Annotated in this window: 23 protein-coding genes; 8 read left to right on the forward strand and 15 right to left on the reverse strand. The window is 54.3% G+C overall.

All coding sequences use genetic code 11. The features are described 5' to 3' along the window. Position 1: 1 nt before the first annotated feature. From rffC to trxA, 7 genes are all read right to left on the reverse strand, one after another. Entirely contained in the window at positions 2–679 is a 678-nt protein-coding gene (rffC, locus tag INF86_RS11645; RefSeq protein ID WP_046621722.1) for a dTDP-4-amino-4,6-dideoxy-D-galactose acyltransferase, read from the reverse strand. Continuing rightward, the gene (gene wecC, locus INF86_RS11650; protein ID WP_023299034.1) at positions 676–1938 is read right to left on the reverse strand and encodes a UDP-N-acetyl-D-mannosamine dehydrogenase; all 1263 of its coding nucleotides are present in this window, start codon (positions 1936–1938) and stop codon (positions 676–678) included. The genes rffC and wecC overlap by 4 nt, the downstream gene beginning before the upstream one ends. Next, positions 1935–3065: a non-hydrolyzing UDP-N-acetylglucosamine 2-epimerase gene (wecB, locus tag INF86_RS11655; RefSeq protein ID WP_193543556.1), complete on the reverse strand. Its 1131-nt coding sequence runs from the start codon at positions 3063–3065 to the stop codon at positions 1935–1937. Before wecB ends, wecC begins: the two co-directional genes overlap by 4 nt. Before the next feature lie 56 nt (positions 3066–3121). Further along, the gene (gene wzzE, locus INF86_RS11660) at positions 3122–4168 is read right to left on the reverse strand and encodes an ECA polysaccharide chain length modulation protein (protein ID WP_105322887.1); all 1047 of its coding nucleotides are present in this window, start codon (positions 4166–4168) and stop codon (positions 3122–3124) included. Positions 4169–4181: 13 nt separating this feature from the next. Next, positions 4182–5285, reverse strand: coding sequence for a UDP-N-acetylglucosamine--undecaprenyl-phosphate N-acetylglucosaminephosphotransferase (gene wecA / locus INF86_RS11665; protein WP_022646645.1), 1104 nt, complete (start codon positions 5283–5285; stop codon positions 4182–4184). A gap of 240 nt (positions 5286–5525) precedes the next feature. Further along, positions 5526–6785 carry a transcription termination factor Rho gene (gene rho / locus INF86_RS11670; protein WP_001054528.1) on the reverse strand — a complete coding sequence of 420 codons (1260 nt, stop codon included), beginning with the start codon at positions 6783–6785 and terminating at the stop codon, positions 5526–5528. A gap of 341 nt (positions 6786–7126) precedes the next feature. Further along, entirely contained in the window at positions 7127–7456 is a 330-nt protein-coding gene (trxA, locus tag INF86_RS11675; RefSeq protein WP_006812392.1) for a thioredoxin TrxA, read from the reverse strand. 144 nt (positions 7457–7600) lie between these two features. On the opposite strand from trxA, the gene rhlB reads away from it, so the two are divergent. Both rhlB and gppA read left to right on the forward strand, forming a co-directional pair. Then, positions 7601–8869, forward strand: a complete 1269-nt coding sequence (gene rhlB / locus INF86_RS11680) for an ATP-dependent RNA helicase RhlB (protein ID WP_154849687.1) — start codon at positions 7601–7603, stop codon at positions 8867–8869. 6 nt (positions 8870–8875) lie between these two features. Further along, on the forward strand, positions 8876–10360 hold the full coding sequence (gene gppA, locus INF86_RS11685; RefSeq protein WP_193543582.1) for a guanosine-5'-triphosphate,3'-diphosphate diphosphatase: 1485 nt from the start codon (positions 8876–8878) through the stop codon (positions 10358–10360). 52 nt (positions 10361–10412) lie between these two features. On the opposite strand, the gene rep is transcribed toward gppA, so the two are convergent. Next, positions 10413–12437 (reverse strand): DNA helicase Rep, encoded by a 2025-nt coding sequence (rep, locus tag INF86_RS11690; protein WP_022646642.1) that lies wholly within the window; start codon positions 12435–12437, stop codon positions 10413–10415. A gap of 85 nt (positions 12438–12522) precedes the next feature. On the opposite strand from rep, the gene ppiC reads away from it, so the two are divergent. Continuing rightward, complete coding sequence (gene ppiC / locus INF86_RS11695) at positions 12523–12804, forward strand: peptidylprolyl isomerase PpiC (protein ID WP_006812396.1); 282 nt, start codon at positions 12523–12525, stop codon at positions 12802–12804. A 54-nt stretch (positions 12805–12858) separates the two neighbouring features. On the opposite strand, the gene cysE is transcribed toward ppiC, so the two are convergent. From cysE to INF86_RS11720, 5 genes are all read right to left on the reverse strand, one after another. After that, positions 12859–13680 carry a serine O-acetyltransferase gene (gene cysE, locus INF86_RS11700; RefSeq protein WP_022646641.1) on the reverse strand — a complete coding sequence of 274 codons (822 nt, stop codon included), beginning with the start codon at positions 13678–13680 and terminating at the stop codon, positions 12859–12861. Positions 13681–13755: 75 nt separating this feature from the next. Further along, positions 13756–14775 (reverse strand): NAD(P)H-dependent glycerol-3-phosphate dehydrogenase, encoded by a 1020-nt coding sequence (gene gpsA / locus INF86_RS11705; protein WP_063200516.1) that lies wholly within the window; start codon positions 14773–14775, stop codon positions 13756–13758. Beyond that, on the reverse strand, positions 14775–15242 hold the full coding sequence (gene secB, locus INF86_RS11710; RefSeq protein WP_003860835.1) for a protein-export chaperone SecB: 468 nt from the start codon (positions 15240–15242) through the stop codon (positions 14775–14777). Before secB ends, gpsA begins: the two co-directional genes overlap by 1 nt. 31 nt (positions 15243–15273) lie before the next feature. Beyond that, positions 15274–15525, reverse strand: a complete 252-nt coding sequence (gene grxC / locus INF86_RS11715) for a glutaredoxin 3 (protein WP_003860837.1) — start codon at positions 15523–15525, stop codon at positions 15274–15276. Between the two features lie 11 nt (positions 15526–15536). Then, positions 15537–15968: a rhodanese-like domain-containing protein gene (locus INF86_RS11720; protein ID WP_003860840.1), complete on the reverse strand. Its 432-nt coding sequence runs from the start codon at positions 15966–15968 to the stop codon at positions 15537–15539. A gap of 248 nt (positions 15969–16216) precedes the next feature. On the opposite strand from INF86_RS11720, the gene gpmM reads away from it, so the two are divergent. The 3 genes from gpmM to INF86_RS11735 are packed head-to-tail and all read left to right on the forward strand — an operon-like array spanning position 16217 to position 19990. After that, the gene (gene gpmM, locus INF86_RS11725; RefSeq protein WP_048966556.1) at positions 16217–17761 is read left to right on the forward strand and encodes a 2,3-bisphosphoglycerate-independent phosphoglycerate mutase; all 1545 of its coding nucleotides are present in this window, start codon (positions 16217–16219) and stop codon (positions 17759–17761) included. Between the two features lie 33 nt (positions 17762–17794). Then, on the forward strand, positions 17795–19054 hold the full coding sequence (envC, locus tag INF86_RS11730) for a murein hydrolase activator EnvC (RefSeq protein WP_230259580.1): 1260 nt from the start codon (positions 17795–17797) through the stop codon (positions 19052–19054). A gap of 3 nt (positions 19055–19057) precedes the next feature. Then, positions 19058–19990: a divergent polysaccharide deacetylase family protein gene (locus INF86_RS11735; protein WP_045346012.1), complete on the forward strand. Its 933-nt coding sequence runs from the start codon at positions 19058–19060 to the stop codon at positions 19988–19990. 11 nt (positions 19991–20001) lie between these two features. Here INF86_RS11735 and INF86_RS11740 read toward each other — a convergent pair whose 3' ends face one another. Continuing rightward, positions 20002–20802, reverse strand: a complete 801-nt coding sequence (locus tag INF86_RS11740; RefSeq protein WP_193543557.1) for a glycosyltransferase family 2 protein — start codon at positions 20800–20802, stop codon at positions 20002–20004. Positions 20803–21008: 206 nt separating this feature from the next. Between INF86_RS11740 and INF86_RS11745 the strand changes: the two genes are divergently transcribed. Together INF86_RS11745 and INF86_RS11750 are read left to right on the forward strand one after the other, a co-directional pair. Beyond that, positions 21009–22214 carry a glycosyltransferase gene (locus INF86_RS11745; protein ID WP_154051752.1) on the forward strand — a complete coding sequence of 402 codons (1206 nt, stop codon included), beginning with the start codon at positions 21009–21011 and terminating at the stop codon, positions 22212–22214. A gap of 15 nt (positions 22215–22229) precedes the next feature. Next, positions 22230–23144, forward strand: a complete 915-nt coding sequence (locus INF86_RS11750) for a hypothetical protein (protein ID WP_063137880.1) — start codon at positions 22230–22232, stop codon at positions 23142–23144. 26 nt (positions 23145–23170) lie between these two features. Here INF86_RS11750 and tdh read toward each other — a convergent pair whose 3' ends face one another. After that, the gene (tdh, locus tag INF86_RS11755; protein ID WP_017383610.1) at positions 23171–24199 is read right to left on the reverse strand and encodes an L-threonine 3-dehydrogenase; all 1029 of its coding nucleotides are present in this window, start codon (positions 24197–24199) and stop codon (positions 23171–23173) included. Between the last annotated feature and the right edge of the window lie 9 nt (positions 24200–24208).

Genomic DNA, 24208 nt, shown 5'->3' on the forward strand with positions numbered 1-24208 from the left:
GTCACCTGTATAACCAGTAGGCGGTGGCGTCAATGCTGGCACCACTCGCAATATAACGTTTAAGCGCAGCGGTGTTGCCCATCTGGGTTGCGACCCGCAGCGTCGATACCTGTTGTTGCTCCGCCCAGTGCAGCGCCGCCTGCATGAGTTTTTCGCCCATGCCGCGCCCGGCTAACAAACCGATGCGCGCCTCGTGCTCGTTGAGCCTGCGAAGCGAAACAAAACCCTGAATCTGCCCACCGGCAGTACGGAACACCAGACAGACGTGGTCAAACGTGCCTTTAACCGCATTCTCTATCCACCGGGCATAAAAGCGGCCGCTGTCATCGGGCGCATACCAGGGCGCCCGGAAACGGCTTTGAGCGAAAGCCAGCGCCGCCATCTTGCGCAGCGCGGGGATATCCTGCTCCGTTGCAATTTCCGCGCCCGGTGAGCCGTGGCGGGCCACGGTAACAGAGAGATCAACCTCGCCCTCGACCAGCCGGAATCCGTGCTGCTGGAGCGCGTCCAGCAGATCGGCGCGGTCCGCCGGGATCTTAGCCTGTACGCGCTGCCAGGCGCTGAAGTCTGCGTCCTGCAACGCAGGAGCGTTATCGCGCAGACGCACTATCGCTGAGGGGAGCGAAAAAAATACGCTTTCCCACTCAAGGGACTCCAGCACGCCGTTGAGAGTAATCAACGCCAAACGCCCTTAGTATCAACAATATACTGCTGACGCACGGCATCAGCGGAGACCGCTTTAAACGCATTGTGATCCACCAGCAGCACCAGCACATCCGCCGTCGCCAGCGCGTCATCCAGTGCGGTAAGGGTGCAGTGACCGGCAAGTTTTGCCGGCAACGCATGAATATTCGGCTCAACCACCAGCGTTTCACCGCTGTGCCAGGCTGCGATCGTTTCGGCAATTTCCATTGCCGGGCTTTCGCGAAGATCGTCAATATTCGGTTTGAATGCCAGACCAAAGCAGGCAATTTTCAGCTCACTGGCACGTTTACCGCTGTCGGCGAGGCAATCCGCCACCGTGGCTTTCACCTGGTTGATAACCCAGTGCGGTTTGTGGTCGTTTACTTCGCGCGCGGTGCGAATCAGGCGTGCCTGTTCCGGATTCTGCGCCACGATAAACCACGGATCGACAGCGATACAGTGCCCACCCACACCCGGCCCCGGCTGAAGGATGTTCACGCGTGGGTGACGATTGGCAAGGCGAACAAGTTCCCAGACGTTAATCCCCTGATCGGCGCAAATCAACGACAGTTCATTCGCAAATGCAATGTTAACATCGCGGAAGCTGTTTTCGGTCAGTTTGCACATCTCGGCGGTGCGGGAGTTGGTCACCACGCATTCGCCTTCAAGGAAGATCTTATACAGCTCGCTGGCGCGCGCGGAGCAGACTGGGGTCATGCCGCCAATCACGCGGTCATTTTTAATCAGTTCCACCATCACCTGGCCTGGCAGTACGCGCTCAGGGCAGTAGGCGATGTTGATATCGGCCTGGTCGCCCGCCTGCTGGGGGAAGCTGAGATCGGGACGCGCCTCGGCCAGCCACTGTGCCATCTGCTCGGTTGCCCCAACAGGTGAAGTGGACTCAAGAATAACCAGTGCCCCTTTCTTCAGCACAGGCGCAATGGATTTTGCCGCCGCCTCGACGTAAACCATGTCAGGTTCATGATCGCCTTTAAAGGGCGTTGGAACCGCAATCAGGTACGCATCGGCTTCTACCGGCGTGGTGCTGGCGCGCAGGAAGCCACCATCCACCGCCTTTTTCACCACACGATCGAGATCAGGCTCCACGATATGAATTTCGCCACGGTTGATGGTTTCTACCGCATGCGCGTTGATATCTACGCCAATAACCTGCTTTTGACGAGAGGCAAAGGCCGCCGCAGTAGGCAGCCCGATATAGCCGAGACCAACAACAGAGATGGTAGTAAAACTCATAGCGTTACCCGATTGTGTTTAAGTGCGTGCAAAATACGTCCACAAGCCTGCCCGTCCCCGTACGGGTTATGGGCACGGCTCATCGCCTGATACTCTTCTTCGTCATGCAGTAAGCGCGTGACCTCTTCGACAATACGATGCGGATCCGTTCCCACCAGACGCACGGTACCGGCAGTGACCGCTTCCGGACGTTCAGTGGTTTCGCGCATCACCAGTACCGGCTTACCGAGGGAAGGCGCCTCTTCCTGAATGCCGCCAGAATCGGTCAGGATCAGCCAGGCGTGGTTCATCAGCCAGACAAATGGCAGATAGTCCTGCGGCTCTATCAGGAGCACGTTTTCCACGTGGCCCAGGATACGGTTGACCGGTTCGCTGACGTTAGGGTTAAGGTGCACCGGATAGACAATCTGCACATCCTCATTCTGCGCGGCGATTTCAGCCAGCGCGTGGCAGATTTGCTCAAAGCCACGGCCAAAACTTTCGCGGCGGTGTCCCGTCACCAGAATCGTTTTCTTGCCGTTGTTCAGGAACGGATAGCGCGCAGCGAGTTCTGCCTGAAGCTCGCTGTTAGCCAGCACGCGGTTACGCACCCAAATCAGCGCATCAATGACCGTATTGCCGGTAACGAAGATTTTGCTGTCGCTGATGTTTTCGCGCAGCAGGTTCTGACGTGAGTTCTCGGTTGGCGCAAAATGGTACATCGCCAGGTGACCGGTGAGCGTACGGTTGGCCTCTTCCGGCCACGGGGAATAAAGATTGCCGGTACGCAGTCCCGCTTCGACATGGCCAACAGGGATACGCTGATAGAACGCGGCCAGGCTGGTCGCCACGGTGGTGGTGGTGTCGCCGTGCACCAGCACTACATCCGGCTTGAACGACTCCAGAATAGGCTTTAATTCTTGCAGAATACGGAAGGTGATTTCCGTCAGTCCCTGTCCCGGTTTCATTATATTGAGATCGTAATCCGGGACGATAGAAAAGAGGGTTAAGACCTGATCGAGCATCTCACGGTGCTGGGCAGTCACGCACACTTTCGCTTCAATATCAGGATCTCTGGCCAGCGCATGAACCAGAGGCGCCATCTTGATGGCCTCCGGCCTGGTGCCAAATACGGTTAGTACTTTCACATCGATTCTCTTCGATTAGACGATGAAGGCCGCAGCCTTCATCGTAGACGGCGTTCTTAGTTTGTGCGGCGACGCAATAACGCTACGCCAGCGCCAGTCAGTGCGCCCACAATCCCCCACATGATCATCAGGAATGCGCGACGCGGACTATCGCGTTTTACAGGCTCTTCAGGCGTTCTTAAATAACGATAGGTCTGAAAACGCGGGTCCAGCGTTGGACCGACGTTGAGCGTATTGAGCATGGCGCGGTTTTGGTCGTAATCAAGGTCAAAGTCAGGGCCTACGGCCTGGATATTTTCCAGACGTGCCTGAAGCATTGGGCGACCAAGAAGGAACATTTCTGAATCAGGGAGTTCGTCAGCCGGAACATCCGTTTCGCTACGGGAAATATTGTGCTGTTCCGCAATCTTCAGCGCCTGCTCAATATTATGCACGCGACGGGCGAAGATGGCCTTAGCGACCTCTTCCTGACGTTTGACCTGCGCTTTCATCTGAATAGTACGCGCAGCCCAGGCGCCTTTCAGCTCGTCATTCAGATGACTGGCCGCACGCTGGCTGGCAAAAGCAACGTACTGACGCAACAGGTTATTGGCGTCCGGCGCCGTTTCCGCAATCAGCTTCACGCTGTCGCTAACGTTACGGAGCACATCGCCAGGCATAAACTGAATGTTGTTGATTAAATCATCCAGCAGCGCGGCATCCGCTTTGCTGTTACCGACCATGCGCTGCTTGTAGTAGTCTGTCTGGGACCAGAAATCGCGACGTGTATCCCACGACGCCAGCTGCATCACAAACTCTTTGTAGGACTCATCCATCACCGAGGCCTGATCCGGGGTCGCCAGATTGGCCTTGACATCAAGATTACGCAGGAATTGCTGCTGGGAGTAGTAGCCTCCAAGCATATTCACCGTTGGTCGGTCTGTGATCGCCGTGGCGCTCCACTCTTGTTTCGCAAAGAAGGTGTAGGCAAGCGCTAACAGCGCGAACCCCAGGCCAATCCCCACAATCCACAGTTTGCCCTGCCATAACACTCGAAACAAACCACGAATATCCAGCTCGTTCTCAGTGCCCACTGATTTCGCTCCCGCCAACGGTTGAGTCATCATAGTCCCGGTTTTACTTAGTTAAAGTTGTGTTTTTGCCACTGTTCCGACGCATCCTGCGTTTTAAACGTTTAATAAAACGCGCGACTTTCCATGCACGCTTGATGCAGTAACCGTACATGAAAAATGCTAGCAAGAATAATACCAACATTACCCATTCAGGAATGAAATGAGCGTATTCCGCAGCAACGCCAATCGCAGCCAGAATAGCAGCCGCTAGCGTAATCAGCACAAACGCCTGACGAGACGTGAAGCCGGCGCGCATAATCAGATGATGAATATGCTGCCGGTCCGCAGAAAATGGGCTCATTCCTTTACGCAGACGACGATACATAATCGCCACCATATCCATCAGCGGAATGGCAATGATCCAAAGCGCTGTAACCGGGCTGATTGGATGTGTTTTACCCTGAGTGGTTTCCAATAAGATCCAGATAATAGTGAAACCAATCAATGTGCTACCCGCATCGCCCATAAAGACTTTATAGCGACGGCCCAGCGCGCCAAGATTTAAAAGAATATAGGGCAGAATGGCCGCAATCATAGCAAAACACCACATTGCCAGGCTGTATTGACCATCAAACCATAAGATTATGCCAATGGCAGCAAATGAAACACAAGATAGTCCGCCCAATAAACCATCAATCCCATCTACCATATTAAATGCATTGATGGCGACCCATACGGCAAAGAGTGTAAGGAAGTAACCAAACGGCCCAAGTACCATCTCCCAAGAACCAAAAATGTATCCAAGACTGCTAAGGTGAAGGTTTGCCGCCACCATCATGGCAAGAGCAACTGCAGCCTGCACGAAGGCTCGAATTTTTACACTGATATCGTAGCGATCATCAAGTGCCCCCACAACAACCAGAACAGACGCACAGCACAGGTACAGCCTGGCATGTGGGATATAGTAATCCGCGATAGCAAAAGTGAAAGAAACACCTGCAAAAACGGAGATTCCTCCCACCAAGGGAATCATACCTTGGTGCCGTTTACGGAAGTTAGGTTTGTCCACTAAACCGACATATTTTGCTACCTTACGTGCTAAAAAAAGAAAGCAAGTAGTGAACAAAAAAATACTGGTGAGTTCAGCAAACGTATCGAATAGGTTCACAACGGATGTTCTCAACATATGTTAGTCAAAGAAGTATAACCATGATGGCATCAAGCCAGAAGGCATAAAGCACACCTCTTGCGACCCATTTGTTTATTATTCAAGCTATTAATATTTTTACTGTGCGAATTTTCTTATTGTCGCACCGACCGGTCAAAATTGGGAGTGTGTGGTAATAGCGTATAGTCCATAAATAAAAAACGCCACGTAAAAACGTGGCGTTTACTGGGATTATTTGCGTTACGAGCGTTTCATCATGTCGAAGAAATCGTCGTTCGTTTTAGTCATCGCCAGTTTGTTAATGAGGAATTCCATTGCGTCGATTTCGCCCATTGGATGGATGATTTTGCGCAGGATCCACATTTTCTGCAGCTCTTCCTGAGTGGTAAGCAGCTCTTCTTTACGGGTACCGGAACGGTTGTAGTCGATCGCCGGGAAGACGCGTTTTTCTGCGATTTTACGAGAAAGGTGCAGTTCCATGTTGCCTGTACCTTTAAACTCTTCGTAGATAACTTCGTCCATTTTGGAGCCGGTATCGATCAGCGCCGTCGCGATAATGGTCAGGCTACCGCCCTCTTCCACGTTACGCGCCGCACCGAAGAAACGCTTCGGACGATGCAGGGCGTTGGCATCCACACCACCGGTCAGTACTTTACCGGAAGCCGGCACCACGGTGTTGTAGGCACGCGCCAGACGGGTAATGGAATCGAGCAGGATGATCACGTCTTTCTTGTGCTCAACCAGGCGTTTCGCCTTCTCGATAACCATTTCCGCAACCTGAACGTGGCGGGAAGCAGGCTCGTCGAAGGTTGACGCAACCACTTCCCCTTTCACCAGACGCTGCATCTCGGTCACTTCTTCCGGACGTTCGTCAATCAGCAGCACCATCAGCACACAGTCTGGATGGTTGTAAGCAATGCTCTGCGCGATGTTTTGCAGCAGCATGGTTTTACCGGCTTTTGGCGGCGCCACAATCAGACCACGCTGGCCACGACCAATTGGCGATGCCAGATCCAGCACACGAGCGGTTAAGTCTTCAGTAGACCCGTTACCACGCTCCATACGCAGACGAGAGTTCGCGTGCAGCGGCGTTAAGTTCTCGAACAGGATCTTATTGCGGGAGTTTTCCGGTTTGTCGTAGTTGACTTCATTAACCTTCAACAGCGCAAAGTAGCGTTCACCCTCTTTTGGAGGACGAATCTTACCTGAAATGGTGTCACCAGTGCGGAGGTTGAAACGGCGGATTTGGCTAGGGGATACGTAGATGTCGTCAGGGCCGGCGAGGTAGGAGCTGTCTGCAGAGCGGAGGAAACCAAATCCGTCTTGCAGTATCTCCAGCACACCGTCGCCAAAGATATCTTCGCCACTCTTAGCGTGTTGCTTCAGGATGGCGAAAATGATGTCCTGCTTGCGCATACGAGCCTGGTTTTCCAGTCCCATATTTTCGCCGAGAGTGATCAGCTCAGAAACCGGCGTATTCTTTAATTCGGTAAGATTCATAATGGTGTGGGTTCTTAAACTCGGGGTGATTCTCGAACTTAATGTTGTGAATGGTATGGCAGGGTCATCCATGCCTGTTTAGCGGCCATCACCTCATGTCTGTTCGCTGTCTGGTCACAGGGAAAGAACGCAGAACTGAAACGACAAGACGGATTGAGTGACAAGCCCGGAATCTAGCAACTTCACGCACTGTTTAAGTTAACAACGGGAAGTATCGGGTAAAACAAGATTCAAACAACAAGATATGTTTAAAACGTAGTCATAGCTAACTTAGCACGACTAAAGCCGGGCGTCCAGAGCTCACCATTAATTAGGCGCTCTGGACGCTCAGCGGAGAAACCTTACGCCAGGTTAGCGTCCAGGAACTCTTTCAGTTGACCTTTGGACAGTGCGCCCACTTTGGTCGCCGCCACGTCACCGTTCTTGAACAGCAGCAGGGTCGGGATGCCACGGATACCGTATTTTGGCGCGGTGCCCGGGTTCTGGTCGATGTTCAGCTTGGCAACGGTCAGTTTGCCCTGATATTCGTCAGCGATTTCATCCAGAATCGGAGCGATCATTTTGCAAGGACCACACCATTCAGCCCAGAAATCAACGAGGATCAGCCCGTCAGCTTTAAGTACGTCCGTGTCAAAACTGTCGTCAGTCAGGTGAATAATTTTATCGCTCATATATAACTCCACAGGAATAAGCCTGGTACGTTGGTTTTGTCTCCACCAACGACGTGTTGATGTCGCATTAACCAACTAAAGGTTGACTTTATTTCACCGGATACGCTTTCGTAAAGCAATAGTAAGCTGATATTCTACCACACTATGAGCAAAACACATTTAACAGAACAGAAGTTTTCCGACTTCGCCCTGCACCCAAAGGTGATCGAAGCCCTTGAAATTAAAGGGTTTCATAACTGCACGCCCATTCAGGCTCTCGCCCTGCCGCTGACGCTGGCCGGTCGTGATGTTGCAGGGCAGGCGCAAACCGGTACTGGCAAAACGATGGCGTTTTTAACGTCAACGTTTCATTATTTACTTTCTCACCCAGCGATTGCAGACCGCAAAGTTAACCAGCCGCGCGCGCTAATTATGGCCCCGACGCGAGAACTGGCGGTACAGATCCACGCAGACGCTGAGCCCCTGGCGCAAGCCACCGGCCTGAAACTTGGCCTGGCCTATGGCGGCGACGGCTACGATAAACAGCTGAAAGTGCTGGAAAGCGGCGTCGATATCCTGATTGGGACCACCGGCCGTCTTATCGACTACGCCAAACAGAACCATATCAACCTCGGCGCAATCCAGGTCGTGGTGCTGGATGAAGCAGACCGCATGTACGATCTGGGCTTCATTAAAGACATCCGCTGGCTGTTCCGCCGTATGCCTGCGGCAAACCAGCGTCTGAACATGCTGTTCTCCGCAACCCTGTCATACCGCGTACGTGAACTCGCATTCGAGCAGATGAACAATGCGGAATATGTGGAAGTAGAACCGGAACAGAAAACCGGGCACCGCATTAAAGAAGAGCTCTTCTATCCTTCTAATGAAGAGAAAATGCGCCTGCTGCAAACCCTGATCGAAGAAGAGTGGCCGGATCGCGCGATCATCTTTGCGAACACTAAACACCGCTGTGAAGATATCTGGGGCCACCTGGCGGCAGATGGTCACCGTGTGGGCCTGCTGACCGGCGACGTGGCGCAGAAAAAACGCCTGCGCATTCTCGACGAATTTACTCGTGGCGACCTTGATATTCTGGTCGCGACCGACGTGGCGGCCCGTGGCCTGCACATTCCAGCCGTGACGCACGTCTTTAACTATGACCTGCCAGATGACTGTGAAGACTATGTACACCGTATCGGTCGTACCGGTCGTGCCGGCGCAAGCGGTCACTCCATCAGCCTTGCATGTGAAGAGTATGCGCTGAACCTTCCGGCCATTGAGACCTATATCGGTCACTCTATTCCACAGAGTAAATACAATCCGGACGCGCTGATGAGCGAACTGCCGCCACCTAAGCGCCTTACCCGTCCACGTACCGGTAATGGCCCGCGTCGTTCCGGCGGTGCGCCGCGTAATCGTCGTCGTTCAGGTTAAAAAATGATGCTCAGTTCCACCTCGCTCTATGCGGCAATTGATCTCGGTTCGAATAGTTTTCATATGCTGGTTGTACGCGAGGTGGCGGGAAGCATACAGACGCTGACGCGCATCAAGCGCAAGGTCCGCCTGGCGGCGGGCCTGAGCAGCGATAATCACCTCTCTCCCGAAGCCATGGAACGTGGCTGGCAGTGTCTGCGCCTCTTTGCAGAGCGTCTGCAGGACATACCGCATGCCCAAATCCGCGTTGTCGCGACCGCGACGCTCCGTCTGGCGGTTAATGCCGTCGATTTTATTGCCAAAGCGCAGGAAATTCTCGGCTGCCCGGTGCAAGTCATCAGCGGTGAAGAAGAAGCGCGTCTGATATATCAGGGCGTGGCGCACACTACCGGGGGCGACGATCGCCGTCTGGTGGTGGATATTGGCGGAGCGAGTACTGAACTGGTGACCGGTACGGGTGCCCAGGCGACCTCGCTGTTCAGTCTGTCGATGGGCTGCGTAACCTGGCTTGAGCGCTACTTTACTGACCGCAATCTCGCGCAAGAAAACTTCGACGAGGCTGAAAATGCCGCGCGTGAAGTGCTGCGTCCGGTCATGGACGAACTGCGCTACCACGGCTGGAAAGTGTGTGTTGGGGCGTCAGGAACTGTACAGGCGTTGCAGGAAATCATGATGGCGCAGGGGATGGATGAGCGGATCACGCTTGCTAAACTCCAGCAGCTTAAACAGCGCGCCATTCAATGTGGTCGTCTGGAAGAGCTGGAAATTGAAGGGCTGACGCTCGAACGTGCGCTGGTCTTCCCCAGCGGGCTAGCCATTCTCATCGCCATTTTTACCGAGCTAAACATCCAGTGCATGACCCTGGCAGGCGGCGCACTGCGCGAAGGTCTGGTCTATGGGATGCTGCATCTTTCGGTGGATCAGGACATTCGAAGCCGTACGCTACTTAACGTCCAGCGCCGCTTTATTGTGGATACCGATCAGGCGCAGCGAGTGGGCCAACTGGCATCGCTCTTTGCGGATCAGGTTATACCACGTTGGGATATCGAACCGTTAAGCCGCGATTTGCTGCTAAGTGCGTGTGCGTTGCATGAAATTGGGCTTAGCGTTGAGTACAAACAAGCGCCGCTACACGCAGCCTGGCTGGTGCGTAATCTCGATTTGCCGGGCTACACTCCCGCGCAGAAAAAATTGCTCGCGACCCTGCTGCTGAATCAAACCAACGCCGTTGACCTCTCTTCACTTCATCAGCAAAACGCTGTACCGCCGCGCGTGGCCGAACATCTCTGCCGCTTACTTCGTCTGGCGATTCTGTTTGCCAGCCGGCGTCGCGACGATCTCCTCCCGGCCATTACGCTGGTGGCAGACGATGAAAAACTGACGCTGACGCTGCCGGAAAATTGGCTAGAAGATCATCCGCTTGGAGCAGAGTTGATCGAGCAGGAGTGCCAGTGGCAGAGCTATGTGCACTGGGCGCTTGATGTGAAGTGACCCTTTGAAGCGTGCCGGGGGGCGGCTTCGCCTTACCCGGCCTACAAAATTGTTATCCTTTCTCTTTGGCTTTCGCCAGCATGGCGCGTATGTTCGCCACGTTGGCTTGACCCTTGTGCATCCGCTCTTCAGCGGTAATAGCTTTACGCTCCTGCTCCCAGATAAGATCGTCCTGAGGCAACTCCAGCAGGAAACGGCTCGGCTCCGGGCGCACCAGCTCACCATACTGACGGCGCTCTTTGCACAGCGTAAACGTCAGCTCTTTCTGCGCACGGGTGATCCCCACGTAGGCCAGACGGCGCTCTTCGTCGACGTTATCTTCATCAATGCTGCTCTGGTGCGGCAGCAGGCCCTCTTCCATCCCCACCAGATAGACATACGGGAACTCCAGCCCTTTCGAGGCATGCAACGTCATCAGCTGGACCTGATCGGCTTCTTCTTCACTCTCGCCGCGCTCCATCATATCGCGCAGCGTGAAGCGGGTGACCACCTGCGTCAGGGTCATCGGCTCGTCAATCTCAGATCCTTCAAGCATTTCGGTCATCCAGCTGAAGAGCTGGTTAACGTTTTTCATGCGCATTTCTGCCGCTTTCGGGCTGGCGGAGGTTTCATACAACCAGGATTCGTAATCAATACCGTGGATCAGATCGCGTACTGCCGCCACGGGCTCGCGCTCTGCCAGACGCTGCACCTCACCCAGCCAGTGGGTAAAGCGGGTTAAGGCGTCATAGCCGCGCCCGGTCAGGGTCTGGCTCAGCCCCATATCGAAGCTGGCGGTGAACAGACTTTTGTTGCGGGTCATCGCCCATTCACCCAGCTTTTGCAGCGTCGCAGAGCCAATCTCGCGCTTCGGCGTATTTACAATGCGCAGGAAAGCGCTGTCGTCATCCGGGTTGGTCAGCACGCGCAGATAGGCCAGCAGATCCTTGATTTCCGGACGCGAAAAGAACGACGTACCGCCGGAGATTTTGTAGGGGATGCGGTTCTGCATCAGCATCTTTTCAAAGACGCGCGACTGGTGGTTTCCGCGATAGAGGATCGCGTAATCCTTGTATTCAGTTTTGTTGACGAAGTGATGGGCAATCAGCTCGCCGGTTACGCGCTCCGCTTCGTGCTCTTCGTTATTGGCGCTAAGGACTTTCAGCTCGGTCCCGTAACCCAGTTCAGAAAACAGGCGCTTCTCAAAGACGTGCGGGTTGTTGGCAATCAGGATGTTCGCCGCCTTCAGGATACGCCCGGAAGAACGGTAGTTCTGCTCCAGTTTAATCACCTGCAACGCCGGGAAGTCTTTGCTCAGCAGCACCAGGTTTTGCGGACGTGCGCCACGCCATGAGTAAATCGACTGATCGTCATCGCCTACAACGGTAAAACGCGCGCGCTGTCCTACCAGCAGCTTCACCAGCTCGTACTGGCTGGTGTTGGTATCCTGGTATTCATCCACCAGCAGGTAACGAATTTTGTTCTGCCAGCGCTCGCGCACCTCTTCATTCCGCTGAAGCAGCAGCGTCGGCAGCAGGATCAGATCGTCGAAATCCAGTACGTTGCAGGCTTTCATATGCGCGTCGTACAGGCCATAGCAGTGGGCAAAGATGCGGTCACGCTCGCCTTTGGCACTTGCCGCAGCCTGGGCCGGCGTCATCAGATCGTTTTTCCAGTTCGAGATCGTCGAGATCAGCTGTTGCAACAGCACTTTGTCATCTTCTATCAGCCCTTCCGTCAGCTCTTTGAGCAGCGCCACCTGGTCGGTGTCATCAAAGAGCGAAAAGTTGGACTTCATTCCCAGCGCCGCGTATTCGCGCTTGATGATATCCAGACCCAGCGTGTGGAAGGTGGAGATCATCAGCCCGCGCGCCTCTTTACGGCCAAGCGTCTGGCCGACGCGCTCTTTCATCTCACGCGCCGCTTTGTTGGTAAAGGTGACCGCCGCGATATGGCGCGCCTGGTATCCACAACCCCGAATTAAGTGGGCGATTTTGTTGGTGATCACGCGTGTTTTACCAGATCCCGCTCCCGCCAGCACCAGGCAGGGTCCGGTGACGAATTCGACAGCTTGTTGTTGTCCGGGGTTTAAACGCATAAATGATCACTCAATGAAAGTCGGGAGAGGAGGAAAAACGCGTGGTAGTATACCGATCGTAAACTCGTTGACTCAAGGCACGATCATGGCAAAAACAGCAGCAGCACTGCATATCCTTGTTAAAGAAGAAAAACTGGCACAGGATCTGCTCGAACAGATTAAAAACGGCGCCGACTTCGGCAAACTGGCGAAGAAACACTCGATTTGCCCGTCAGGCAAACGCGGTGGTGACTTAGGCGAGTTCCGCCAGGGCCAGATGGTTCCGGCGTTTGATAAAGTGGTCTTCTCCTGCCCGGTGCTGGAGCCAACCGGCCCACTGCATACGCAGTTCGGCTATCACATTATCAAAGTGTTATACCGCAACTAATCAAAAGCCCGGTGCATTAACTCACCGGGCTTTTTTATTTGAGTGTTCCAGCGTTCAGATACCGTCGCCGTATTCGAAGGTGTGGTGAATACCGTTAAAGTGCTGATCCATATCCATCGACGGTTTATCGCTGTCTGGCTTACCGACGATGCGCGCCGGGACACCAGCGGCGGTGGTGTGCGGCGGTACAGGCTGGAGCACAACCGATCCCGCGCCAATCTTTGCGCCGCGTCCGACTTCAATATTGCCAAGGATTTTAGCACCCGCGCCGATCATCACCCCTTCACGAATTTTCGGATGGCGATCGCCGCTGGTTTTACCTGTACCGCCCAGCGTAACGGATTGCAGAATCGACACGTCATCTTCGATCACCGCCGTTTCACCGACAACAATGCCGGTGGCGTGATCGAGCATGATCCCGCGGCCAATTTTCGCCGCCGGGTGAATATCGACCTGGAAGGTCACGGAAACCTGGTTTTGCAGGAAGATGGCCAGCGCGCGGCGTCCCTCATTCCATAACCAGTGGCCGATGCGGTACGCCTGTAAGGCGTGGAAGCCTTTGAGATACAGCAGCGGCGTGGAGTATTTATCCACCGCCGGGTCACGCGTGCGCACGGCCTGAATATCGCAGGCGGCAGAAGCAATCATTTCCGGATCGGCAGCGTAGGCCTCTTCCACCACCTCGCGAATAGCGATAGCAGGCATGATAGGGGAAGCCAGTTTATTGGCGAGCATGTAGCTCAGGGCGCTGCCGAGATTTTCGTGCTTGAGTAGCGTCGCGTGATAAAAACTGGCCAGCATGGGCTCACAGTCGGCCAACGCTCGGGCTTCGGCTTTAATATTATTCCAGACGATATCCAGTTCTTCACACGGCATTGCTTGCTCCAGACGATAGTTAATGACCAGCCAGTTCTGCGCTGGCTGGGTCATTCAGGTGACGATACTTCCCGGCTAATTGCTGCTGCGCTCGTCCTTGCGCGCACGACCTAATAAGGTCAATGCTGCCTCGCGCGCATTTTTTCCGCAATACAATACCTGATAAATTTCCTCGGTTATTGGCATTTCGACACCGAAACGATGCGCCAATTCGCGAACTTCTTTGGTATTGCGATAGCCTTCAACCACCTGACCAATCTTCTCCTGCGCGCTTTTGACATCGCTACCCTGTCCGAGCATCATGCCAAAGCGGCGGTTACGCGACTGGTTGTCGGTGCAGGTCAGCACCAGATCGCCCAGCCCAGCCATTCCCATAAAGGTGGCCGGATCGGCGCCCAGCGCTTCTCCCAGGCGTGACATTTCGGTCAGGCCACGGGTGATCAGCGCCGTACGCGCATTCGCGCCGAAGCCGATGCCGTCAGACATCCCGGCCCCGATGGCAATGACGTTCTTCACCGCGCCGCCCAGCTGTACGCCGATAAAATCAGGGTTGCTGTACACGCGGAAGCTTTTGCCGCAGTGCAGCAGTTGCTGAAGATCGTCGGAAAATGCCTGGTCGGTGGACGCCAGCGAGATCGCCGTCGGCAAGCCCGCAGCCAGCTCTTTGGCGAATGTCGGCCCGGAGATCACCGCCAGCGGGATCGCTGTTCCCAGCGCTTCGCGGGCAACGTCCTGCAACAGACGTCCGGTTTCCGCTTCCAGCCCTTTCGTCGCCCACACAATACGCGCATCCGCACGCATCAGCGGCTTAATCTGACGCAGGACTTCGCCAAACACATGGCTTGGCACCACAATCAAAATATTGCGGCTGGCCGCCAGCGCGGTTGCGAGGTCGCTTTCCAGATACAGAGAGTCAGGGAACGGAACGTCCGGGAGAAACGCCACGTTGCAGCGGTCGTGTTGCAACGTCGCGATATGTTTTGGATCGTGGCCCCACAGGACCACGTCGTGACCATTTCTTGCCAGTGTGATGGCAAGAGCGGTGCCGTAAGAGCCGGCACCGATCACAGTCATTGACGCATTAATAGTGCTCATCAGGCATCCTGATGTTGTTCGGCACCTTCGCCAGCCTGCTGCTGTAGATAGTTCATAAACAGCGCATCAAAGTTGACTGGCGCAAGGTTCAGTTGCGGGAATGTACCGCGAGAAACCAGGCTGGTGATGCATTCACGCGCATACGGGAACAGGATGTTCGGGCAGTATGCACCCAGGCAATGCGCCATCTGGTTACCTTCGATGCCGCCGATAGAGAAGATACCGCCCTGCTGGACTTCGCACAGGAATGCAGTTTCTTCGCCCAGGGAGGCGGTCACGGTGACACGCAGTACGACTTCATACACGTCATCCGCCAGCTGGGTGGATGCGGTATCCAGATCAAGTTTAACCTCTGGCTGCCAGTCTTTCTGGAAAACGTGCGGCGCATTTGGCGCTTCGAAAGAGACATCCTTGGTGTAGATGCGCTGGATCTGGAAAGTCATCTCGGTGTTGTTTTGTTCTGACATGGAAAAACCCTTTTTAATTGTCCTAAAGTCTCTAGCTCAGCAGCGGATCGAGTCCACCGCGGGCGTCGAGCGCATACAAGTCATCACAGCCGCCAATGTGCTGCGCATCAATAAAAATCTGTGGAACCGTTGTGCGACCACTGCGTTGGATCATCTCTTCGCGTTTAATCGCGTCACCATCAATCGGCAGTTCCTTAAACGTTACGCCTTTGCTGGACAGCAGCGCTTTCGCTCGGTGGCAGAACGGGCACGTTGCTTTGGTGTAGATCTCAATATTGGCCATCACTTAACTCCTTATTTACCGCGCACTAAAGGAAGATTCTCCCCGCTCCAGCCGGAGATGCCTTCTTTCAGCACCGTTACGTTTTCAAAGCCTGCTTTATGCAGTGCGTTGGCAGATTCCTGCGCCTGCATGCCAGTGCCGTCAACAACAATAATCGGCTGGGCTTTATGCTTCTCCAGCTCACCAATGTTGTTCGCTTTAATTTCCGCTGGCAGCAGGTTGATAGCACCTGCAATATGGCCCTTGCGGAAATCGTCGCGCTGACGCAGATCGACAACCACGGCGTCCTCTTTGTTGATCAGACGTGTCGCTTCACCGCGGGTGATCACCTTAATTTTAGACGTCAGTCCCTTAAATGTGGTGAACAGTACAGCGACCAGCAGGCCAATCCACGCGATGCTCAGAACCGGGTGGCGGCTAACGAATTGCATAATTTCTTGCATGGGGGGTAACAACTCCCGACTAAGTGATTAAAAAAACCAGGACAGGAGTATACCTGTGCGCTGTGGCAAATACAGCCAGCGACATAAAGCTAATCTATTTTCTGCGGCATGCCACGTAAAAAAAGCCTCAAAATGGCCTGAGAACGGCCTTGCCCCCGCGCTTTCTTTGATCTTCTGCGGCTATTTTATCGATTCAGCTGTAGTAAAATTACGCAAATTTTTTGTCTCTTGAGCATGAGGTTGTCGCAATGTCGGTTTCTAAAAAACCTATGGTACTGGTGATTCTGGATGGCTATGGCTACCGTGAAGATCAACAGGATAACGCCATTTTCAACGCCAAAACCCCGGTTATGGATGCGCTATGGGCAAAACGTCCCCACACCCTGATTGATGCGTCTGGTCTGGAAGTCGGCCTGCCGGATCGTCAGATGGGCAACTCTGAAGTGGGTCACGTTAACCTGGGCGCAGGCCGTATCGTTTATCAGGACCTGACGCGCCTGGACGTTGAAATCAAAGAACGTACATTCTTTGCCAACCCAACGCTCACCGGAGCGGTTGATAAAGCCGTTGCCGCAGGCAAGGCCGTTCATATTATGGGCCTGCTCTCTGCGGGCGGCGTTCACAGCCACGAAGATCACATCATGGCGATGGTTGAACTGGCCGCCGAGCGCGGTGCGGAAAAAATCTATCTGCACGCTTTCCTGGATGGCCGCGATACGCCGCCACGCAGCGCAAAAGGTTCTCTGAAAGCCTTTGAAGATAAATTTGCCGCACTGGGCAAAGGCCGCGTGGCATCCATCGTTGGCCGTTACTATGCCATGGACCGCGACAACCGCTGGGACCGCGTTGAGCAAGCCTATGATCTGCTGACCCTGGCAAAAGGCGAGTTCCAGTTCCCGACCGCCGTTGAAGGCCTGGAAGCGGCTTACGCGCGTGATGAAAACGACGAATTTGTGAAGGCAACCGTGATCCGCGCTGAAGGCCAGGCCGATGCCGCTATGGAAGATGGCGATGCGCTGATCTTCATGAACTTCCGTGCTGACCGCGCGCGCGAAATCACCCGCGCCTTCGTCAACAGCGATTTCGACGGTTTCGCCCGTAAGAAAGTGGCGAAGATCGATTTCATCCAGTTGACCGAGTATGCAGCGGATATCAAAGCCCCATGCGCGTATCCACCCGCTTCCCTGGAAAATACCTTCGGCGAGTGGATGGCGAAAAACGATAAAACGCAGCTGCGCATCTCCGAAACTGAGAAGTATGCGCACGTGACCTTCTTCTTTAACGGGGGCGTAGAAGAGCCGTTTAAAGGCGAAGACCGCATCCTGATTAACTCACCGAAAGTCGCCACATACGATCTCCAGCCAGAAATGAGCTCTGCGGAGCTGACCGAAAAACTGGTGACCGCGATCGAAAGCGGTAAATACGACACCATCATCTGTAACTATCCGAATGGCGACATGGTGGGCCACACCGGCGTGATGGAAGCTGCCGTTAAAGCGGTTGAAGCGCTGGACCACTGCGTTGAGCAGGTCGCGAAAGCGGTTGAATCCGTGGGCGGCCAGCTGCTGATCACCGCTGACCACGGTAACGCAGAACAGATGCGTGACCCGGCAACCGGTCAGGCGCATACCGCCCATACCAACCTGCCTGTTCCACTGATTTATGTAGGTGATAAGTCAGTGAAAGCAGTGGAAGGCGGCAAGCTTTCCGACATCGCGCCAACCATGTTGTCGCTGATGGGTATGGAAATCCCTGAAGAGATGACTGGCAAGCCGCTGTTCATCGTGGAATAATCGCTCCCCATGAGGGGAAAGGCGATTTTTTCAATCACATGGGTCGTGAAGCCGTTTCGGTTATCAGTCAGACCTCTGCTTTGCGCCAGCGCACTCAGCGCTGGCGTATTGCTGTGCGCCGCATCTGCTCACGCGGATGACCGCGACCAGCTCAAATCCATTCAGGCCGATATCGCCGCCAAAGAGCGTGTGGTACGCCAGCAGCAGCAGCAGCGCTCTGCCCTGCTTGCCCAGCTTAAAAAGCAGGAAGAGGCTATTTCCGCCGCCGCGCGTAAGCTGCGTGAAACACAAAACACCCTTGCCCAGCTTAATAAGCAAATCGATGAAATGAACGCGTCGATTGCGAAACTGGAGCGTCAGCGCGATGCCCAGGAGCGCAACCTTGCTGCACAGCTTGACGCCGCTTTCCGCCAGGGTGAGCACACAGGCCTTCAGTTGATCCTCAGCGGTGAAGAGAGCCAGCGCGGTCAGCGTTTACAGGCCTATTTCGGCTATCTCAACCAGGCTCGTCAGGAGACCATTGCGCAGTTGAAACAGACGCGCGAAGAAGTCACCACGCAAAAAGCCGAGCTGGAAGAGAAGCAGAGCCAGCAGCAAACGCTGCTCTACGATCAGCAGGCGCAGCAGGAGAAGCTTGAGCAGGCGCGCAATGAGCGTAAGAAGACGCTCGCCGGGCTGGAGTCCTCTATCCAGGCAGGACAAAGCCAGCTGAGCGAAATGCGCGCCAACGAATCCAGACTGCGTAACAGCATTGCCCGGGCAGAAGCCGCGGCCAAAGCGCGCGCCGAAAAAGAAGCGCGCGAAGCGCAGGCGGTGCGTAATAAGCAGCAGGAAGCCTCCCGGAAAGGCACCACCTACAAACCGACTGAAAATGAACGTTCCCTGATGTCGCGTACCGGCGGCCTCGGCTCCCCGCGTGGTCAGGCTTACTGGCCCGTTCGCGGTACGATCCTGCATCGCTATGGCGAACAGTTGCAGGGTGAGCTACGTTGGAAGGGGATCGTTATCGGTGCGTCTGAAGGTAGCGAAGTGAAAGCCATCGCCGATGGCCGCGTGATCCTGGCCGACTGGCTACAGGGTTACGGGCTCGTGGTGGTGGTCGAGCACGGTAAAGGCGACATGAGTCTTTACGGCTACAACCAGAGCGCGCTGGTCAGCGTTGGCACTCAGGTGCGCGCGGGTCAACCCATTGCCCTTGTGGGCAGCAGTGGCGGTCAGGGCCGCCCGTCACTCTATTTCGAAATTCGTCGTCAGGGTCAGGCGGTCAATCCACAGCCGTGGTTGGGAAGATAAGTTTTGCTTCAATTTCGTCGAATTGTTTTTTCCGTCGTCAGCGCACTGGCGCTGGCTGCACCGGTTTATGCAGGCAAACTCGCGATTGTGATTGATGACTTCGGTTATCGACCACACTATGAAAATCAGGTGCTGGCGATGCCGTCAGCCATCTCTGTCGCCGTCCTGCCTAATGCGCCTCACGCGCATGAAATGGCGACCAAAGCGCACAATGGCGGCCATCAGGTCCTCATCCATCTGCCGATGGCCCCTCTCAGCAAGCAGCCGCTGGAAAAAGATACCCTGCGTCCGGACATGAGCAGCGACGAGATCGATCGCATCATCCGCGATGCGTACAATAAAGTGCCGTATGCCGTGGGTCTGAATAACCATATGGGCAGCGCGATGACCTCCAGCCTGTACGGTATGCTGAAAGTGATGCAGGCCCTGGAGCGTTACAATCTCTATTTCCTCGACAGCATGACCATCGGCAACAGCCAGGCGATGCGTGCCGCTCAGGGGACGGGTGTAAAAGTCATCAAGCGCAAAGTCTTCCTGGACGACTCCCAGAACGAAGCGGATATCCGCATGCAGTTCAACCGCGCGGTACAGCTGGCGCGCCGTAACGGTTCGGCGATTGCCATTGGGCATCCGCATCCGTCTACCGTTCGCGTTTTGCAGCAAATGTTGCCGGGCTTACCCGCCGATATCACGCTGGTGCGTCCGAGCGATCTGCTCAATGAACCTCAGGTGGATACTTCCCGTCCGGGTAGCGCGCAACCACCCGCAACGCAGCCGCGTAATCCATTCCGCGGCGTGAAGAACTGCACGCTGAAACAGCCGCCTGAACCGGTCTATGCAACCCGCTTCTTCACGGTGATTGGCGAAAGCATCAGCAGCAGTACGCTGGTTAAATACGTCCAGCAACAGTGGCAGGGTTGGGGAAAAAAAGCCTGATCGGCTAACGCCTATTCTGCCAGATAAGAGTCCGACTGCTCTTTTGCAACGGACTCTTTCTTTTCTCGATCCTGATACCAGGCCTTGAAATACTTCAAAAAACTGTACGCCGTGGCATAAAACCCTGTCACCACACCCACTTTGCCCTTACGCCACGCACCGCTAAACAGATACCATTTGAAAAATGCGCCGATAGCGCTGATCGCGCCGCGACCAAGAGAGGGACGTATCGTCTGATATTGAACCAGGCGAGTGGTATATCCGTTTAATTTATTGAAAAGTTCATGCAGTGAATAAAACGTATCATGTCTGACATAGCCAGGAATACGTTCAGAACGGAGAAAACCTTCAACCTGATCGTCTACTGGCCGGTTATTAAATCGTGACTGCGTACGGTTAAAAAGACGCACCGGATAATCCGGAGATGAGACTGGATAAATCGTTCGGACATTTTCTCCCAGAACAAACCAGTGACGACATATCCGCCACGCCATATCCGATTCGGGTTCATCGCCCATTTTTAATTTTAAAATAGCACCAACGGTTTCTTGATCGAGTATTTCGTCACTGTCCATGCACAGCACCCAGTCGTTGTGCGCATGGGATACGGCATGATTCATCTGCTCGCCGTGCCAGCTATATTTTTTGAATATGGGCGACAATCCATAACTCTGGCAAATATATATCGTTGCGTCTGTACTGCCGGAATCAACTACAACGAATTCATCCGCTATTTTTAAAAGAGGAGGAATAACATCGTGCAACGTTCTTTCGGAGTTAAACGTTAATAAGCAAACCGTTATTTTAAACATATTCTCACTCTCTCAAAAACAACATAAAATTTTTGTGCTAATACTATCGAATTGAGAAGAGGCGATTAAAGTCTTAAATCGCACTTTTAAAATAAGCGCGTTTAAAACCTTTCCTTATAAAAAGACAAAGAAATACAAAAAATCTATTTTATTTCAGTAAATTCTTTATAATGCGGTCAGATGAAGGGTAGCATACGGATTCAGACATGCCGCAAAAACGTAAAATCCTCCTCCTGGACACAGGCAAAGAATGGGGGGGAGGTACCAACAGTATGCTTGAGCTTCTGAAGCGAATCAACCGCGACAAATTCGACATTACCTGTTGTTTTTACAGTGATTATAGTCGTGCTGAAGGTCAAACGATAGGCCAGGTGCTCAACAGCATTGGGATCCCATTACTCATTATCCCTCAACGTAAGCAACCGGCATGGGCAAAACTCCTGAAAGAAGCGGGACGTGGTCTGCTGTTTTTCTCGCGTTCGGCGCGCAAAGCATTTACGCGGCATATTGATACCCTGTGGCGTATCCGGCCCAACGTCAGCAAGATCGAGACCATTTTCAGGGAAGGTGGATTCGATACGCTGTATATGAACAACCAGCCAGGCTCTAATGAAGAAGGGTATCTGGCGGGCGCAAACCTGCGTGCACGGATAATCCAGCACTGCCGGATTGAACCAGTGCTGACCCCGCCGCTGGTGAAGCTGGTGAATGCCCATGCCACAAAAATCATTGCCGTCTCGCACGGCGTTGAACGCGTGCTACTTCAGCATGGCGTCCGGCCAGAGCTGTGTACCACGGTCAACAATGCCATCGACATCCATCAGCCTTTGCCGGACCGATGCGCGATGCGCCAGCGACTGAATATTGAAGACGATACGTTTGTATTCGGCAGCATTGGCTCGTTAATCCCTCGTAAGGCCAACCACCACACGCTGGAGGCGCTGGCACAGTTCAGCCAGAGACACCCGCAGGCAAAATGGAAAATGGTGCTGGTCGGTGAAGGGGCTGAACGCGGCGCGCTGGCTGCACAAGCTGATGCATCAGGTATTGCTGAGCACGTCATTTTTACCGGTTTCCAGAACACGCCTTTTGACTATCTCGCCACTTTTGACGCGTTCATTCTGGCCTCGCAGAGCGAAGGCTTGCCCCGCGTCGTGCTGGAAGCAATGCTGCTCAACATCCCCGTGATTGGTTCAAAAGTGACCGGCACGGCAGAATTGATCGACCATGAGTCGACCGGGCTGCTGTTCCCCTGGAGCGACGTGTCGCAACTTGCTCAACATCTGGATAATATCTGGCAGGATCCTGCTCTGCGCGCCCGGCTCGCCGCAGCCGCGCACCAGAATGTCTGCAACATGTATGCCATTGAAAGCTATGTTAACGGTGTCGAGGCCGTTCTTGGCGCGCAATAACCAAACGAGAAGAACATGTTTAAATTCCTGAATGCTCGCTACCGCCACATTACCGGGCGTCATAACATTCCTTACGCTTCCCTTCCGGTCACGCGCGATCTCGTTGCGGTTGATTCCATTGTGATCCCGTGTACGGGCGCGGATTTCGTCGAAGAGGCGTTATTGTCAGCGACCTTTGCAGAGCGTTATGCCTCTGACGTCAGCGAGATTGTTATCGTCAGCGATCAGCCTGAATCCGCTTTCGGCGAACTGCCGCCAAAAACCCGCGTTGTTACCCTCACGCTTCCAAAACGTGAAGAAGGTTACCGCTATAAGCAGATCTACCTCAGTCGTCTGGTGAAGCTTAACGCTCCGTTGCAGGCGCGCGGTCAAGGTGTGCTGATGATCGACTCCGATCTCAACCTGCTTAAAATGCCAGAGATCAACATGGCGGATATGCACATCTACTCCAGCTTCCGTCAGGGCAAAATGATTGCCAAGCTGGACGGCGCGCCAGCGGAGAAAGTGCCGGCGTATTACAAAGAAACGGTGCGCCCGTATCTGGTCGATCACGTTAACGGCGCGTTTCTTGCCGCCACCAAAAAGACCTGGCGCCGTATCTGCCCGCTGTGGCTGACGCTGTTCCAGGATACCTGGGAGCTGATGGACGATACGCAGCCGCCGACCGATCAGCTGCCGCTCGCTGCGCTGCTGGACATGCTGGATGTCAAAACGGTTAACCTGGGCGACTGGATGAACTGGCCGGTCTCCAAGAAGATCGGCGGACAGGAAGCCGTTGTGCCGAAAGAGGTGATTGGCGCGCACGGCGGTTTCCCACTTTCCGAATGGCAGAAGTATCTGGAATCACCGGATAATAAGCTGCTGTTCAAAGGTCAGGATTACACCCGCAAGGTGCGTTACCTGACGGACGAAGAGAAAAAGAATCAGTAAAAAAGGGGCCTCAGGCCCCTTTTTGATTACTTATCCCAGCTCAGGATCACTTTCCCTGACTGGCCGGAACGCATTGCGTCGAAGCCCTGCTGGAACTCATCGATGGAGAAACGGTGAGTGATAATCGGGGACAGATCCAGACCGGACTGGATCAGCGCAGCCATCTTGTACCAGGTTTCGAACATCTCGCGGCCATAAATGCCCTTAATGAACAGCCCTTTGAAGATGACTTTGTTCCAGTCGATGGACATATCTGACGGCGGAATACCCAGCATCGCGATTCGGCCTCCGTGGTTCATGGTGTCGAGCATGGTGCGGAACGCCGGTGGCGCACCGGACATCTCCAGACCCACGTCAAAACCTTCGGTCATGCCCAGCTCTTCCATCACGTCTGTCAGGCTCTCTTTCGAGACATCCACCGCGCGGGTGACGCCCATTTTGCGCGCCAGCGACAGGCGGTATTCGTTCACGTCGGTGATCACCACGTTGCGCGCACCCACATGCTTCGCCACGGCTGCCGCCATAATGCCGATTGGGCCCGCGCCGGAGACCAGCACGTCTTCACCCACCAGGTCAAAGGAGAGCGCCGTGTGTACCGCGTTGCCGAACGGGTCGAAGATGGAGGCCAAGTCGTCAGAGATATTGTCCGGGATTTTGAACGCGTTAAACGCCGGGATCACCAGGTATTCCGCGAAGCATCCTGGACGGTTCACACCCACGCCGACGGTATTGCGGCACAGGTGCGTACGCCCACCGCGACAGTTGCGGCAGTGACCGCAGGTAATGTGGCCTTCACCGGAGACGCGGTCGCCAATGTTGAAGCCTTTCACTTCCTGGCCAATGCCGACCACTTCGCCGACATATTCGTGGCCGACAACCATTGGCACGGGAATGGTTTTTTGCGACCACTGGTCCCAGTTATAGATGTGAACGTCAGTACCGCAGATGGCGGTTTTACGAATTTTGATCAGCAGATCGTTATGACCGACTTCCGGCTCCGGCACGTCGGTCATCCAAATCCCTTCTTCCGCTTTCAGTTTGGATAACGCTTTCATCACACGTCC

This window comes from Enterobacter cloacae complex sp. I1M, assembly GCF_014982425.1.
GTDB classification, from domain to species: domain Bacteria; phylum Pseudomonadota; class Gammaproteobacteria; order Enterobacterales; family Enterobacteriaceae; genus Enterobacter; species Enterobacter intestinihominis.

Coding starts and splice junctions, on each gene's coding strand:
- wecC (WP_023299034.1), bottom strand. CDS start 1,938: ATGAGTTTTACTACCATCTCTGTTGTTGGTCTCGGCTATATCGGGCTG.
- wzzE (WP_105322887.1), bottom strand. CDS start 4,168: ATGACTCAACCGTTGGCGGGAGCGAAATCAGTGGGCACTGAGAACGAG.
- rho (WP_001054528.1), bottom strand. CDS start 6,785: ATGAATCTTACCGAATTAAAGAATACGCCGGTTTCTGAGCTGATCACT.
- trxA (WP_006812392.1), bottom strand. CDS start 7,456: ATGAGCGATAAAATTATTCACCTGACTGACGACAGTTTTGACACGGAC.
- rhlB (WP_154849687.1), top strand. CDS start 7,601: ATGAGCAAAACACATTTAACAGAACAGAAGTTTTCCGACTTCGCCCTG.
- gppA (WP_193543582.1), top strand. CDS start 8,876: ATGCTCAGTTCCACCTCGCTCTATGCGGCAATTGATCTCGGTTCGAAT.
- rep (WP_022646642.1), bottom strand. CDS start 12,437: ATGCGTTTAAACCCCGGACAACAACAAGCTGTCGAATTCGTCACCGGA.
- ppiC (WP_006812396.1), top strand. CDS start 12,523: ATGGCAAAAACAGCAGCAGCACTGCATATCCTTGTTAAAGAAGAAAAA.
- cysE (WP_022646641.1), bottom strand. CDS start 13,680: ATGCCGTGTGAAGAACTGGATATCGTCTGGAATAATATTAAAGCCGAA.
- gpsA (WP_063200516.1), bottom strand. CDS start 14,775: ATGAGCACTATTAATGCGTCAATGACTGTGATCGGTGCCGGCTCTTAC.
- secB (WP_003860835.1), bottom strand. CDS start 15,242: ATGTCAGAACAAAACAACACCGAGATGACTTTCCAGATCCAGCGCATC.
- grxC (WP_003860837.1), bottom strand. CDS start 15,525: ATGGCCAATATTGAGATCTACACCAAAGCAACGTGCCCGTTCTGCCAC.
- INF86_RS11720 (WP_003860840.1), bottom strand. CDS start 15,968: ATGCAAGAAATTATGCAATTCGTTAGCCGCCACCCGGTTCTGAGCATC.
- gpmM (WP_048966556.1), top strand. CDS start 16,217: ATGTCGGTTTCTAAAAAACCTATGGTACTGGTGATTCTGGATGGCTAT.
- INF86_RS11740 (WP_193543557.1), bottom strand. CDS start 20,802: ATGTTTAAAATAACGGTTTGCTTATTAACGTTTAACTCCGAAAGAACG.
- INF86_RS11745 (WP_154051752.1), top strand. CDS start 21,009: ATGCCGCAAAAACGTAAAATCCTCCTCCTGGACACAGGCAAAGAATGG.
- INF86_RS11750 (WP_063137880.1), top strand. CDS start 22,230: ATGTTTAAATTCCTGAATGCTCGCTACCGCCACATTACCGGGCGTCAT.
- tdh (WP_017383610.1), bottom strand. CDS start 24,199: ATGAAAGCGTTATCCAAACTGAAAGCGGAAGAAGGGATTTGGATGACC.